At 35.5% G+C, this 14,752-nt stretch carries 17 protein-coding genes; 11 read left to right on the plus strand and 6 right to left on the minus strand.

Annotated elements, in window-relative coordinates; translation table 11 throughout:
- Positions 1-16 precede the first annotated feature (16 nt).
- Together DYE31_RS03585 and DYE31_RS03590 are read left to right on the plus strand one after the other, a co-directional pair.
- Positions 17-1,195, plus strand: coding sequence for a hypothetical protein (locus tag DYE31_RS03585; protein WP_015900990.1), 1,179 nt, complete (start codon positions 17-19; stop codon positions 1,193-1,195).
- Positions 1,196-1,214: 19 nt separating this feature from the next.
- The gene (locus DYE31_RS03590) at positions 1,215-2,378 is read left to right on the plus strand and encodes a metal-dependent hydrolase family protein (protein WP_015900989.1); all 1,164 of its coding nucleotides are present in this window, start codon (positions 1,215-1,217) and stop codon (positions 2,376-2,378) included.
- A gap of 39 nt (positions 2,379-2,417) precedes the next feature.
- On the opposite strand, the gene mspA is transcribed toward DYE31_RS03590, so the two are convergent.
- Both mspA and DYE31_RS12730 read right to left on the minus strand, forming a co-directional pair.
- Positions 2,418-2,735 carry a membrane stabilizing protein MspA gene (mspA, locus tag DYE31_RS03595; protein ID WP_015900988.1) on the minus strand — a complete coding sequence of 106 codons (318 nt, stop codon included), beginning with the start codon at positions 2,733-2,735 and terminating at the stop codon, positions 2,418-2,420.
- Positions 2,736-2,799: 64 nt separating this feature from the next.
- Positions 2,800-2,970 (minus strand): SE1832 family protein, encoded by a 171-nt coding sequence (locus tag DYE31_RS12730; RefSeq protein WP_015900987.1) that lies wholly within the window; start codon positions 2,968-2,970, stop codon positions 2,800-2,802.
- Between the two features lie 122 nt (positions 2,971-3,092).
- Here DYE31_RS12730 and DYE31_RS03600 point away from each other — a divergent pair, with 122 nt between their 5' ends.
- Positions 3,093-4,001, plus strand: coding sequence for an AEC family transporter (locus DYE31_RS03600; protein ID WP_015900986.1), 909 nt, complete (start codon positions 3,093-3,095; stop codon positions 3,999-4,001).
- A gap of 101 nt (positions 4,002-4,102) precedes the next feature.
- On the opposite strand, the gene DYE31_RS03605 is transcribed toward DYE31_RS03600, so the two are convergent.
- The 3 genes from DYE31_RS03605 to DYE31_RS03615 all read right to left on the minus strand — a co-directional run bounded on the left by DYE31_RS03605 (position 4,103) and on the right by DYE31_RS03615 (position 6,779).
- The gene (locus DYE31_RS03605) at positions 4,103-4,894 is read right to left on the minus strand and encodes a glucose 1-dehydrogenase (protein WP_015900985.1); all 792 of its coding nucleotides are present in this window, start codon (positions 4,892-4,894) and stop codon (positions 4,103-4,105) included.
- 42 nt (positions 4,895-4,936) lie between these two features.
- Positions 4,937-5,791 (minus strand): GRP family sugar transporter, encoded by an 855-nt coding sequence (locus DYE31_RS03610; protein ID WP_015900984.1) that lies wholly within the window; start codon positions 5,789-5,791, stop codon positions 4,937-4,939.
- A 124-nt stretch (positions 5,792-5,915) separates the two neighbouring features.
- Complete coding sequence (locus DYE31_RS03615) at positions 5,916-6,779, minus strand: GNAT family N-acetyltransferase (RefSeq protein ID WP_015900983.1); 864 nt, start codon at positions 6,777-6,779, stop codon at positions 5,916-5,918.
- A 147-nt stretch (positions 6,780-6,926) separates the two neighbouring features.
- Here DYE31_RS03615 and DYE31_RS03620 point away from each other — a divergent pair, with 147 nt between their 5' ends.
- The 3 genes from DYE31_RS03620 (at position 6,927) to DYE31_RS03630 (ending at position 11,116) form a co-directional block, all read left to right on the plus strand.
- Complete coding sequence (locus DYE31_RS03620) at positions 6,927-9,056, plus strand: DNA topoisomerase III (RefSeq protein WP_065865212.1); 2,130 nt, start codon at positions 6,927-6,929, stop codon at positions 9,054-9,056.
- A gap of 211 nt (positions 9,057-9,267) precedes the next feature.
- Positions 9,268-10,602: an NCS2 family permease gene (locus DYE31_RS03625; RefSeq protein ID WP_015900981.1), complete on the plus strand. Its 1,335-nt coding sequence runs from the start codon at positions 9,268-9,270 to the stop codon at positions 10,600-10,602.
- Positions 10,603-10,690: 88 nt separating this feature from the next.
- A complete protein-coding gene (locus tag DYE31_RS03630; protein ID WP_015900980.1) occupies positions 10,691-11,116 on the plus strand; it encodes a GNAT family N-acetyltransferase in 426 nt (141 codons plus the stop codon).
- 78 nt (positions 11,117-11,194) lie between these two features.
- Here the strand turns inward: DYE31_RS03630 and DYE31_RS03635 are convergent, their stop codons facing one another.
- Positions 11,195-11,581 carry a hypothetical protein gene (locus tag DYE31_RS03635; protein WP_015900979.1) on the minus strand — a complete coding sequence of 129 codons (387 nt, stop codon included), beginning with the start codon at positions 11,579-11,581 and terminating at the stop codon, positions 11,195-11,197.
- Positions 11,582-11,920: 339 nt separating this feature from the next.
- On the opposite strand from DYE31_RS03635, the gene rpsJ reads away from it, so the two are divergent.
- Genes rpsJ through rplB form a run of 5 tightly spaced genes read left to right on the plus strand, consistent with a single transcriptional unit; the run spans position 11,921 to position 14,717 of the window.
- The gene (gene rpsJ / locus DYE31_RS03640) at positions 11,921-12,229 is read left to right on the plus strand and encodes a 30S ribosomal protein S10 (protein ID WP_015900978.1); all 309 of its coding nucleotides are present in this window, start codon (positions 11,921-11,923) and stop codon (positions 12,227-12,229) included.
- Positions 12,230-12,256: 27 nt separating this feature from the next.
- Positions 12,257-12,919 (plus strand): 50S ribosomal protein L3, encoded by a 663-nt coding sequence (gene rplC, locus DYE31_RS03645; protein ID WP_015900977.1) that lies wholly within the window; start codon positions 12,257-12,259, stop codon positions 12,917-12,919.
- 28 nt (positions 12,920-12,947) lie between these two features.
- A complete protein-coding gene (gene rplD, locus DYE31_RS03650) occupies positions 12,948-13,571 on the plus strand; it encodes a 50S ribosomal protein L4 (protein WP_015900976.1) in 624 nt (207 codons plus the stop codon).
- On the plus strand, positions 13,571-13,846 hold the full coding sequence (gene rplW / locus DYE31_RS03655; protein ID WP_015900975.1) for a 50S ribosomal protein L23: 276 nt from the start codon (positions 13,571-13,573) through the stop codon (positions 13,844-13,846). Before rplD ends, rplW begins: the two co-directional genes overlap by 1 nt.
- A 37-nt stretch (positions 13,847-13,883) precedes the next feature.
- Entirely contained in the window at positions 13,884-14,717 is an 834-nt protein-coding gene (rplB, locus tag DYE31_RS03660) for a 50S ribosomal protein L2 (protein WP_015900974.1), read from the plus strand.
- Positions 14,718-14,752 lie beyond the last annotated feature (35 nt).

Consider the following 14,752-nt stretch of genomic DNA (forward strand, 5'->3'; position numbering starts at 1 on the left):
TGATTGGGGGTATCAGATGGAACTATTATTATACTTTTTAATTGTAATGATCTTTTTATTTTTAGGAGAATGGATTTCAAGTTTATCGAAAGCTTACATACCTTCCGTATTTGTGACAGCAGTATTATTTGTTATCGGATTTTGGACAATACTGCCTAAAGATATTGTGACAAAAGCGAATTTTGGACCGAATTTTGCTGCTGTCTGCGTACCTTTGCTTTTAGTCCACTTAGGTACTATGATGGATTTAAAACAACTGCTATCTCAATGGAAAGCAGTTGTAGTTGCGCTGGCTGGTACTTTGGGGACAATGATACTTACTTTATCAATAGGTACTTTTATATTTGATTGGCATACAGTTGTTGCTGCAGTACCTTCGTTAACAGGTGGTATCGTATCGGTAGCATTAATGAGTGATGGTTTAAAAACTGCAGGATTGACGACACTAGTTGCAATACCTGTAGCCATGTTTATTACTCATAGCGTAATAGGTTACCCTTTAACTTCATTCATGTTGAAGAAAGAAGGAGAAAGACTGCTGAAGCAACCAGATATTAAAAAGGATGAACAAAATAAGACTGATGATAGTTTAAAAGCAGTTGAGCAAAATAAGGAAAGAAAACCAATTATTAATGAAAAATATCAAACGGCTGCTTTCTTATTAGCGAAAACTGGAGCAGTAGCTTTGCTTGCAGTATTGATAGCTAAATTAACGAAAGATGTTATAAATTCTAATGTTATTGCTTTGATATTAGGCGTAATTTTTCATCAATTAGGATTTTTAGAAAAACAGATATTAGTAAAAGCCAAAGTATTCAATTGGTTGATGTATGGTTTGTTAGCCTATGTATTTTCTCAATTGAGTTCGACAACTCCTAAAGTTTTAAGTGGTATTTTAATTCAAATTATTGTATTGATAATTCTTGGAATAATTGGCATGTATATCACATCAGCAATACTTGCAAAACCATTTAAAATGAGTAGACCGATGGCATTTGCGACTTCTTTAACAGCGTTATTCGGCTTTCCGGCAGATTATATTGTTACAAATGAAGTAGTTTCAAATCTTACTAGTAATGAACAAGAGCGTAATTATTTGCTGGATAATATGTTACCTAAAATGTTAGTAGGCGGGTTTGCAACTGTATCAGTAGCTTCTATAATTATCACTACCATATTTATTAAATTATTGTAGATAAAGAAAGGGGATAAAAATGGTTAATATTTTATTTGAAAATGCAACATTATTTGATGGGGAAAAATTTGTACCTGATTCACAATTCGGTGTAGGTACAGAAAGTGGAAAAATTATAAGTACAAACAAAAATTTCGATGAAAAAATAAACTTGAAGAACAAGTATGTTGTACCAGGTTTGATTAATGCACATACACATATTGTGGCTGACCATACAGGGAAAATAAATCAGTTAGGATCATCTGATAATACAGCAGTTAAATCAACATACCTAGCACTTAAAAATTTAAATGATTTATTAAAAGATGGTGTTACATATATCAGAGATGTTGGATCTATCTTTGATATTGATATCGAATTATCTAAGTTAGAAAAAGTTGGTGAGCTAGTTGCACCAGGAATAATTGCCTCTGGCAGTCCGTTGACTATGACAGGTGGACATTTCAGTGAAGGAAGCTATGAGGTTGATGGAAAAGATGAAGTTAGAAAATATGCAAGAAAACTTTTGAAAAAAGGGGCAGACAATATCAAACTAATGGCTTCTGGTGGTGTCTCATTCAGCGGAGAAACACCACACGATGTTCAGTTGGATGAAGAAGAGTTAAGAGCAGCAGTAACTGAAGCACATCGTAAAGGAAGAACTGCTTGTTCCCATGCTCAAGGAACAGAATCTATTCAAAATGCAATTAGAGCAGGTGTAGATTCTGTAGAACATGCAGTATTTTTAGATGACGAAACAGTACAAATGTTTATTGAAAATGATACGTATATTGTCCCTACATTAGCAGCACCATGGGCTATTAATCAAAATACAGAAATTTTGCCAGACTTCATGGTGGAAAAATCAATCGCAATTGAAAAGGCACATTTGGAAAGTATTGGCAAAGCGGCTGTGGCAGGTGTGAAACTTGCAATGGGAACCGATTCTGGAACAGCGATGAATAATTTTGATAAAAACTCTTCATTTGAATTAGAATTAATGGTTCGCGCGGGTGCTACACCACTTCAAGCACTTCAATCAGCAACTGTAAATGCAGCTGAATTATTAAAAATTGATGATATAGCAGGTTTAATTGAAGAGAATAAACTAGCTGATTTCGTTGTAATAGAAGACAATCCATTAGAGGATATCACTGCCTTACAAAAAGAAAAAGAAGTGTATAAAAAAGGAAAGTTAATATAACAAACAAAAGCATCGGCTACGCAAGCCGATGCTTTATTATTAATAAACGACAAGTGTTAAAATAACACTGATTACAAATATTAAAAGTGTCATCATGTTGAGAATGGATACACCTTTTTTGTCGCCTTTTGAATGTTTAAATGCTGTAATTTCTACGTTGCCGACAAGCATAACGATGACTGCAAATTCCCACCAAGAAACAAGCGGTGCAGATAAATTAGACATCGCAACTACTAAAATCAGCAAAACACCCATTATCATTCTTAAAATGCTAGCATAGATAGTATTCATTTTGAATATGCTGATATAACTCACAAATAGATATAAAACGGGTAATAGTATTAAATATAGTTGCATCTTAAGTTCTTCCTTTCAAAATTCTAAACAGAATCCAACTAAAGGCGCCATAGGGCACGTTAAATTAAGATTGTTGATCTATTTGAGCACGCACAAGTGCAATAGAATTTTCGATTTGTTCGAGCTGCTTAACAAGAGGGTCTACCTCTTGGCCAGTCGACTCACGTTTTTCCAAATCATCTTGCAAGCGTACGTAATCTTGTTTTAATTCTTGTAATTGGCTTTGTAAGTCCAATAGTAACACCACCTTATTGATTTTTATTATCAATAATAATAGTATAGCATGGAAAGTAAAAGATGTAATCGATGAGAAACAAGGGATTATTCTAGCATCTAGCGATAGAAAGAAGGATGACTATGACAGGCAAATTCGTAATAATTGTATTACTGATTGCATTAGGATATTTTTTAAAAAGAGTAAAGCTTCTAAAAGAAGATGACAGTCAAGTACTTGCAACACTTGTATTAAATGTCACGCTGCCTGCGTTGGTCATCGTCAATTTAAATAAAGCAGATTTAGATATTTCTTTATCTATTCTGCCTATTATGATGGTCATTTACGGAATAGTTGCGAAAATCATTGCAATCAGTTTCTTTTTGAAATATGACAATGAAATGCGCGGTACTATCGGGATGATGATGGCTTCGTTGAATATTGGACTATTCGCTTATCCGCTCGTACAAGCTATTTGGCCGAAAGTAGGGATGGTATATTTTGGTATGGCTGATATCGGCGGGGCGATTGTAATGTTTGGTATCACATACTTTGTTGCGGGATATTTCAGCAGTGGGGACAATACTTTTAATGTGAAATTTTTATTAGTTAATCTTTTAAGATCTGTTCCTTTGATGACTTATTTAATCATGTTCGGATTAAATATGAGTAACATCCATATACCTGGCGCAGCGATTAATTTCTTTGATGTATTATCAAAAGCTAACATGCCGTTGTCAATGATACTTTTAGGTTTGATGCTTAACTTCCGTATTGAACGAAAATATCTGCCGATTGCTTTCAAGTATCTATTGATTCACTATGGTTTCGGTATTATTGCAGGTTTACTTGTGTATTTCTTCTTGCCTGTATCGGATCAAATGATTAAAACTACATTGATGGTAATTTGGCTGCTTCCTATCGGTGTTGCTGTAATTCCATATTCACTGCAATTCAAATACCGCACAATGCCGATTATTGGAATGACCACGAATATGACAATATTGATTAGTATCGTAATACTTTATCTCTATCAAATGTTCTTTGTTTAATACACAAATCTTTTTAAAAAACGTATATTAAAATAAAAAAGAGCAAACATGATTTTAAACGCAATCATGTTTGCTCCTTTTATTTGCGATATGAATTAATCTTAACCTTTACCACCCATGAATGCAGGATAGTTTGTCATACCACCATCAACATAAATCGTTGTACCGTGTACATAGTTAGCTAAATCAGATGCAAGGAATAGTGCAACATTGGAAACATCTTCTGATTTACCAAGTTCGCGAGCAGGAATCATTTCTAATGTCTCAGCACGTGTTTTAGGATCAGAGAATTTTTTCTCAGTATGTTTTGTTACAATAGCGCCTGGAGAAATATTATTGATACGAATACCAAATTGCGCATATTCCATAGACATTGTTTCCATCATTAACTTCAAGCCGCCTTTGCTGGCTGCGTAGTTAACGTAATTCGGCCATGGGATTGTATCGTGCACACTTGCTGTATTGATAATCACACCTGGTTTATCTTCTTTACGGAAGTATTTTACAGCTTCACGAGAACCTACAAAAGCACCTGTCAAGTTGATATCGATAGCTTTGCTGAATTCTTCGACTGTCATTTCTTCAGAAGGAACAGGATTTTCATATCCGGCATTATTTATCATAATGTCTAAAGTACCGAATGTTTTAACTGCTTCTTCTACTAAATGGATGATATCTTCTTCTTTTGACACATCACCTTGTACTGCGATTGATTCACCGCCAGCTTCAGAAATCAGTGCCTTCATTTCTTCCAAATCTTCTTTATGGCGTTCAGAGCGATAGTTAATAACCACTTTAGCTTTCGCTTGGCCAAAAGCTTCGCACATTGCACGTCCGATACCGCTTGCACCGCCTGTAACAACAACAACTTTATTTTCTAAATCTGTAAACATAGAAATGCCTCCCTTTATATATCTGTTCGAACAATTCTTAAATTATGCTTTTAATCCGCCGAGAATAAATGCTGCTACTATAATTAATACAATTCCTGCCCATATACCTACCATCTGACGTTTGTCTTTTTTCTCTTTCAAGATAAAGATACCGCCAAGTGTAGAAACAATTACAAGTAATTGTGAGAATGAGAAACTTGTTGCTACACCGACTTTAGGTTGTGAGAAGAATAAGAACAAGTTACCAATCGCCCAAACAACACCTGGAATAATATTTTTAAGAGTATATTTTTTGGAAGTTTGATGATTGGCAGATAGTATAAAACCACCAATTGCCATACCGATTGATTGGAAGAATAATGCATCTAAACCATTCACACTAAAGATTTGAGCAATTACTACATAAACAACATAACCCACAGTTGAAATTAACAATATAGGCATTGCTTTACCAAGTGCTGATTTAGATTCTGCTGTATCTTCTTTGCCTTTTAATGAAGTTAATGCAATTCCGGCTACAAGTAATACCATTGAGACAAGTCCTAAAATAACTTGCATCATTGTACTCCATTCACCTAAGAAAATTGCACTAAATAATGTAGTACCTACCAATTGCATACCCGTAGAAATCGGCATTGTTTTAGAAACACCGATTAATTGTACTGAACGCAATTGATAACCTTGTCCAAGTGCCCAGAACGCACCAGAGATTAAACCGACAATGATAACTTTCGGTTCAAAAGAGGCGTGCCCTGTTAAAAGTAATATTACACCTACGATTAATGCACCTAATGTAGTACCGCGAATTTGGTTGTAGGGACCGCCTCCGACAAGTACATTAATAAGTACAACGCTTCCCCAAAACAGTGCAGGAAGTAAAGCTATAAGTAAATCCATTCAACATCCTTTCCTTTCTATAAGACTTTACCACTTTGTTAAGACAATAATAATAGAGAATAAAATAAAAAGGAAACAAAAAGTTTGCCGGATTAGAATTATTCTAACGGCAAACTTAAAGTGTTTATTTTATATATTTGAATTTTTTGCGTTCCGATCGGATGTCAAAGCCGAGTTCACTGAAACGGTCTACTAATTTATCATTTTTACTTCTGATTTTAAAATAGACACGTTCAATACCTTCATTTTTGAAAGCATAGTTAATCGCATAACTTAACAAGTTGAAAGCGATCCCTTCATGACGATAGTCAGTGTGTGAAGAGAAATATCTGATTTCAGCTGAATGTGCTTCTGGATGCATTTGTAGATATAAGTATCCTTTTAAAATCCCTTCGCTGACAAAGAAGAAAAGTTGATTATTTTCATCAATTGAATTTGTAATTTCAGATGGTGTTAAGGCATCTCTTCTAAATATTTTTCGATGCAAGCGATCAAAGTGGCTGAAAAAGGCTTTGTGATATTTGATAATATGGCGCTCTGCTTCATTGCTTGTTTCGATAGTATGGTCTGTAGATAAATAATAATCTGTAAACGTATAATGGGCATCAATAATTTTCATTAAAGAGTTGTTGTATGTGTCAGATACATCAAATGAAAAATTGAAATGTGTGCCGTCCGCTTGCTGTGCTGCTAATGTTTCAAATAAATTTTTAAAATCTGCAGGGTCGGGTGCACCTTTTTCGGCAAGAAATGGACCGACCATTTTGTAATGATGGGCATCATAAGCGAAGCCGCCTATAAGCATTTGTATCTCATCAGAATCATCGACTAATGCGTAAACACCTGTATCGTGTTGTAATGATGCAATACCTTGTTCCATAGATACATTTTTTTCATGCAGTTTGTATAAATAAGAACAGAACTCGGTATTAGAATGATTAATAAAGTTGCGGATGTCTTGAGAAGAATCAATCTGGATTGTTTTCATTTGGACCTCCTTGGTTTCTTTTATTAACAGCAGCTTTTCTTTTATTATACTTTGTTTCTCGTTTAGATAAAAGGAAATACACGGAAAACGTGAAGCAGGGAATCGTGTTACAATAGATATACGATTTTTGAGAAAGGAAACGAAGAAATGAAATCACTAATTTTAGCAGAGAAGCCTTCTGTTGCGAGAGATATTGCGAATGCATTGAATGTTACGCAACAACGTAATGGCTACTTTGAAAATAATCAATATATTGTGACGTGGGCGTTAGGGCACTTAGTTACAAATGCAACGCCAGAACAATACGATAAGAAATTTAAAACGTGGGACTTAGCAGAATTACCGATTATCCCTGACCATATGAAGACAGTAGTGATACCCAAAACTAAAAAACAATTCAACACTGTTAAATCATTGATGTTAAAAGAAAATGTTAAAGAAATTATCATTGCGACAGATGCAGGAAGAGAAGGGGAACTGGTTGCACGCTTGATATTGGATAAAGTCCATAATAAGAAACCGATTAAACGTTTATGGATCAGTTCTATTACAGCAAAAGCAATTAGAAATGGTTTTAAGCAGCTTAAAGATGGTAAAGCATATTTGTCATTATATCGTGCAGCATTGGCACGCAGTGAAGCGGATTGGATTGTAGGTATTAATGCGACACGTGCACTTACAACAAAATATGATGCACAATTATCATTAGGACGTGTTCAAACACCAACAATTCAACTTGTGCAAATGCGCCAAGATGAAATTAAGAACTTCCGTCCGACTGAATATTATACTTTAGAAGCTAAAATAGCGGGACAATCGTTTAAATTAGCGAGTCAGCACCGTATTAAAGACAAACAAAAACTAGAAAAGTTAGTACAACGCTTAAAAGGGAAACAAGCTGAAGTTGTTGATATACAGTCTAAACATAAAAAACAATACCCAGCTAAATTATATAGTTTGACGGATTTACAGCAAGATGCGTATCAACGTTATCACATGGGCGCCAAGGAAACGTTAAACACTTTGCAGAACTTATATGAACGTCATAAATTAGCAACATACCCGCGTACAGATTCAAACTATCTTACTGATGATATGGTAGATACATTTAAAGAACGTCTGCAAGCGTTACTTGCTACTGAATATAAAGCGCAGGTACGTCCGTTGGTGAATCAAAAATTCAGTGCGAAGATGAATATTATTAATAACCAAAAAGTATCAGATCATCACGCAATTATTCCTACTGAAATACGACCTGACATGAACGTATTAAGTCAACGTGAACAAAAATTGTATTTAATGATTGCTGAACGTTTTATTGAAAACTTGTTGCCTCCTTATGAATACGATGCTGTCAAAGTGGTGTGCAAAATAGATGGTGAATCGTTTGAGTTCCAAGATAAAGTGACTGTTCAACCTGGTTTTAAAGCATTGAAATCGGAAACGACTCCATCTCAAATGCCAACATTTGATAAAGACAAAAGCTATACAGTTCAAGGTTTTAATATTCAAGCACATGAAACAACGCCGCCAGCATATTTTAATGAAGGTACATTGCTTAAAGCGATGGAAAATCCACAAAAATTCTTTGATTTGAAAGATAGTAAGCATTCGCAAACATTGAAACAAACAGGCGGTATCGGTACGGTTGCAACACGAGCAGATATTATTGATAAGTTGTTTAATATGAATGCGATAGAGGCGAGAAGTGGACAAATCCGTGTAACATCGAAAGGACGTCAAATTCTTGATTTAGCACCGCAAGAACTTACATCACCGTTATTAACTGCTGAGTGGGAAGAGAAGCTAACACAAATCGAAAAGGGTAAGTATGATTCGTGCGCATTTATGAAAGAAATGAAAAACTTTACAAAAGATATTGTGAATGAGATTAAAAATAGCGAGCAAAAATACAAACACGATAATCTCACAAGCACAGAATGTCCAACTTGCGGTAAATTTATGATTCGCGTTAAAACTAAAAATGGTCAAATGCTTGTTTGTCAAGATCCATCATGTAAGACTAAGAAAAATGTTCAACGAAAGACAAATGCGCGTTGTCCTAACTGTCATAAGAAAATGACATTGTTCGGAAAAGGAAAACAAGCAACTTATCGTTGTGTATGCGGTCATTCTGAAACACAAGAACAAATGGACCGTCGTCATAAAAATAAAGGTAAAAGTAAAGTATCTAAACGTGAAATGAAAAAATATATGGGTAAAGAAGAATTAGATAACAACCCATTCCAAGATGCATTGAAGAATTTAAAACTTTAATAGCAAAAATGGAATGAACTGTGTTCACACACTAATTGATAAACTGTATTTTTAACGAACAATAGATTGTGAAATTCGTTAAAAATATAGGTGAAATTAGTGTGTTTTTAAATTTCTACTTAAAAATGTTTGGTTTTTTCATCGAATAGCATTGTGTTTTCAATAAATTGGTATTAGAATATGAGAGTATTTTAACTAAGGAGCATACATAGTGAAAAAATATTTCCAATTTGATAAGTATCATACGAATTATCGACGTGAGATTTTAGGCGGCTTAACAACTTTTTTATCTATGGCTTATATTTTAGCTGTTAACCCGCAAGTTTTAAGTTTAGCTGGGGTAAAAGGTATTCCAGAAAGTATGAAAATGGACCAAGGCGCTGTTTTCGTAGCAACAGCGCTCGCAGCATTTGTCGGCTCAGTGTTCATGGGACTTGTCGCCAGGTACCCAATAGCCTTGGCGCCGGGAATGGGACTTAATGCATTCTTTGCATTTACTGTAGTATTAACAATGGGAATTCCATGGCAGATTGGTTTAACAGGGGTTTTATGCTCAGGTATATTCTTTGCAATATTGACCATGACCGGTCTCAGGGAAACTATTATTAATGCTATACCATATGAAATGAAGATGGCAGTTTCAGCTGGTATCGGTTTGTTTATTACCTTTGTAGGTCTTCAAGGATCAGGAATTATTGTTAATAATGATTCAACACTTGTAACATTAGGACATTTGACTAACGGCAAAGTATTGCTTGCTGTATTCGGCATCATTGTGACAGTAATTCTATATGCTAAAAAATTACCAGGTGCAATTTTTGTGGGTATGATTTTGACATCAGTTGCAGGATTGGTTACTGGATTAATTCAAATGCCGCATGCAATCGTAGGTAAAGTTCCGAGCATTGCCCCAACATTCGGTGCAGCATTTGATGCATTTAAAGATCCATCGCAGCTTTTCACTGTACAATTCTTAATTGTTATTTTGACATTTTTATTTATCGACTTCTTTGATACAGCAGGTACATTGGTTGCTGTTGCAACTCAAGCAGGTATGATGAAAGATAATAAACTGCCTCGTGCTGGACGTGCGTTATTCTCAGATTCTATTGCCACAATTATTGGAGCGATTTTTGGTACAACAACGACTACTTCATATATCGAATCAACTTCAGGTGTTGCAGTAGGGGCACGTACGGGATTCGCTAGTATTGTGACGGGTGTCTGTTTCTTGCTTGCATTATTCTTCAGTCCATTGATGGCTGTAGTAACAAGTGCTGTGACAGCACCGGCATTGATTGTAGTGGGAGTGCTTATGGCAGGAAACTTAGCAGAAATCGATTGGAAAAAATTTGAATTTGCAGTACCAGCATTTATAACAATTATTATGATGCCGTTATCATATTCTATTGCGACAGGTATTGCATGTGGTTTCATTTTCTATCCAATTACTATGTTGATGTCAAAACGTCAAAAAGAAGTACATCCTATTATGTACGTACTCATGGTTCTATTTATTTTATATTTTGTTTTTGTTCACGGCTAAAACATAAATCTTATTGCAAGCTCTTAAGGGGGCTTGCTTTTTTATTTGGAAAAAGAGATAGTGATACTAAAATATAAGGGGGAGCATAATGAAAATAGTTGAATTACAAAATGAACAACAAATTAGAGAAGCTTTTTTAATTGTGAAACAACTTAGAAAACAATTGGATATTTATGAGTATATGAAGCTTGTTGATTTAGCACGTGAAAAAGAAAATTATAAAATGGTTGGTTTAGTAGAAGAAAATGAATTAAGAGCTGTTATAGGATATATGCCGATGATTACTTTATATAGTAAGAAGTCAATTTGGGTTTGTGATCTAGTAACCGATGAAATTCACCGTTCTAAAGGGTACGGTCAAATATTATTAAGTTATGCTGAAGAAAGAGCTGAAAAAGAAGGATATGAAGGCATTGAATTATCTTCAGGTTTAGAAAAAGAAGCAGCTCATCGTTTCTATGAACAAAAAATGGGTTTTAAAAAAGCAAGCTTTCTTTTTAGAAAAAGATTTTAAAAAACAGCCAGGACTAGTTATGTGATTTAAGAACAAAATGTAAATGCTAATCACAACAAAATCCTGGCTGTTTTTTAATTATTTAATTCTACGACCTTTTTCGTCATAAGTGATGCGTGCGTTTTTATCAGGAATATAAATAGGTGTACTAAGTACTACAATTAAGAATAAGATCATTAAAAAGAATAATATCCAATGTGTAACCATACCAACTACTGGGATAATCGCGACAAGGGATCCAACAATCCCGATTAGCGGTATAAGCAACATAGGGCGAATAGAGTTTTGATTATCAAAGGCAAGCATCACAACCATTATAAAATAAATTGCTGCATTGATGAGTAATGGCTGCCATCCAAATGAAACAATTATGGAACCGCCTAAAAAAGGAATACCATAAATTAATTCAGAGATAATCATAATGATACTTAAAATAATTAATGTAGTTCGAATTCCAAACTTCATTTCAATCACCACCTGTCACTTAAAGTATAATCCATTTGAAAGAAGAATAAAAAAATTTGTACACACCAAAGAGAAAAATTACTCATAGGGGTTGAAGACAAGTCAGGATTAGAGTAAAATATACTGGTATGTGTTAGAGAAAAAGTCTAGCATAAAAAAGTTTCGCGAAATGGTTGCAACGGCGACTGTATTCGTGTAACATATCTAATGTTGGACTTTGAATACGCGATGAAGCAAAAGGTTACTGACACACCCGGCCGCTTTGCCATGGCGTTGTGTGAGATAGTTTTTGTGGAGAAGTCTATCACTAAATGTAGACGATAATAAGGAGGGAAAATTATGGCAAAACAAAAAATCAGAATCAGATTAAAAGCTTATGACCACAGAGTAATTGATCAATCAGCAGAAAAAATTGTTGAAACAGCAAAACGTTCTGGTGCAGAAGTTTCTGGACCAATTCCATTGCCAACTGAGAAATCAGTTTATACAATCATTCGTGCGGTGCATAAGTACAAAGATTCACGTGAACAATTCGAACAACGTACTCATAAACGTTTAATCGACATTGTAAACCCTACACCAAAAACAGTTGATGCTCTTATGGGCTTAAACTTACCATCAGGTGTAGACATCGAAATCAAATTATAATAGAAAATTTTAGGAGGTGGACTTTCGATGACCAAAGGAATCTTAGGAAGAAAAATCGGGATGACACAAGTATTCGGTGAAAACGGAGACTTAATCCCAGTAACTGTTGTAGAAGCAGGCCAAAACGTAGTATTACAAAAGAAAACTGAAGAGGTAGACGGTTATAACGCTATCCAAGTAGGTTTTGAAGACAAACAAGCATACAAAAAAGACAGCAAGTCTAATAAATATGCAAACAAACCAGCTGAAGGTCACGCTAAAAAAGCGGGCACAGCACCTAAGCGCTTCATTCGTGAATTCAAAAACATTAATGTTGATGAATACGAAGTAGGTCAAGAAGTCTCAGTTGATACATTTGAAGCTGGCGACATCATTGACGTAACTGGAGTATCTAAAGGTAAAGGTTTCCAAGGTAATATTAAACGTCATGGACACGCTCGCGGACCAATGGCTCACGGTTCTCATTTCCATAGAGCGCCAGGTTCAGTAGGTATGGCGTCAGACGCATCTAAAGTATTTAAAGGTCACAAAATGCCAGGTCGTATGGGTGGCAACACAGTGACAGTTCAAAACTTAGAAGTTGTACAAATCGACGCTGAAAACAACGTTATCTTAGTAAAAGGTAATGTGCCTGGTCCTAAAAAAGGATTAGTAGAAATCAAAACTTCAATTAAAAAAGGTAATAAATAATTAATTAACGAAAGGAGGAAAATGCATAATGGCAAATTATGATGTATTAAAAGTAGACGGATCAAAAGCAGGTTCAGTTGAATTAAGCGATTCAGTATTCGCGATTGAACCAAACAAAGATGTTATTTTTGAAGCAATCAATTTACAACGTGCTTCATTACGCCAAGGTACTCATTCTGTTAAGAATCGTTCAGCAGTACGTGGCGGTGGACGTAAACCATGGAGACAAAAAGGTACAGGACGTGCGCGTCAAGGTACAATCCGTGCTCCACAATGGCGTGGCGGCGGTATCGTATTCGGACCGACTCCAAGAAGCTATTCATACAAAATGCCTAAGAAAATGCGTCGTTTAGCATTACGTTCTGCATTATCTTTCAAAGTGCAAGAAAATGGATTCACTGTTGTTGATGCATTCGGTTTAGAAGCACCAAAAACAAAAGAATTCACTAAAGTATTATCTAATTTAGAATTACCTAAAAAAGTTTTAGTTGTTACTGAATCAGAAGATGTAAATGTTGAATTATCAGCACGTAACATTCCTGGCGTTCAAATTACAACTGTAACTGGATTAAACGTATTAGACATCACTAGCGCTGACAGTGTATTAATTACTGAAGCAGCTGCTAAAAAAGTTGAGGAGGTGCTCGGATAATGGAAGCAAGAGACGTTCTTAAGCGCCCCGTAATCACAGAAAAATCTTCAGAAGCTATGGCTGAAAACAAATATACTTTTGATGTAGATACACGTGCGAACAAAACTCAAGTTAAAATTGCAGTTGAAGAAATTTTCGATGTTAAAGTAGACAAAGTTAATATCATCAACTACAAACCTAAGAAAAAACGTATGGGCCGTTACCAAGGTTATACAAACAAAAGACGTAAAGCAGTAGTAACACTTAAAGAAGGATCAATCGATCTATTCAACTAATAAAAAATATAAATTACCATTAAGGAGGTAAGCGACAATGGCTCTTAAACATTATAAGCCAATTACAAATGGTCGTCGTAATATGACTTCATTGGATTTCGCTGAAATCACTAAAACGACTCCTGAAAAGTCATTATTACAACCGCTACCGAAAAGAGCGGGACGTAACAACCAAGGTAAATTGACAGTACGCCATCATGGTGGCGGACACAAACGTCAATACCGTGTAATCGATTTTAAACGTAATAAAGATGGAATCCCAGCTAAAGTTGATTCTATCCAATATGATCCAAACCGTTCAGCTAACATTGCATTGTTAGTATATGCAGATGGTGAGAAACGCTACATCATCGCACCTAAAGGTTTACAAGTAGGTCAAACAATTGAAAATGGTGAAGAAGCAGATATCAAAACTGGTAATGCTTTACCATTAGCAAACATTCCAGTAGGTACTACAATCCATAACATTGAATTAAAACCAGGTCGCGGCGGACAAATCGCTCGTTCAGCAGGTGCTAGTGCACAAGTACTTGGTAAAGAAGGTAAATACGTATTAGTAAGACTTCGTTCTGGTGAAGTACGTATGATTCTTTCAACTTGCCGTGCAACTGTAGGTCAAGTTGGTAACTTACAACATGAACTTGTTAACGTTGGTAAAGCCGGACGTTCTCGTTGGAAAGGTATTCGCCCAACTGTTCGTGGTTCTGTAATGAACCCTAACGATCACCCACACGGTGGTGGTGAAGGACGCGCTCCAATCGGTCGCCCATCTCCAATGTCACCTTGGGGTAAACCAACTCTTGGTAAGAAAACTCGTCGCGGTAAAAAATCATCTGATAAACTTATCGTTCGTGGACGTAAAAGAAAATAATATCAACTTATTTGGGTGTGCGGCTTAAATGCTGC

The sequence above is a fragment of the Staphylococcus carnosus genome (assembly GCF_900458435.1).
In the GTDB taxonomy this organism is placed as follows: domain Bacteria; phylum Bacillota; class Bacilli; order Staphylococcales; family Staphylococcaceae; genus Staphylococcus; species Staphylococcus carnosus.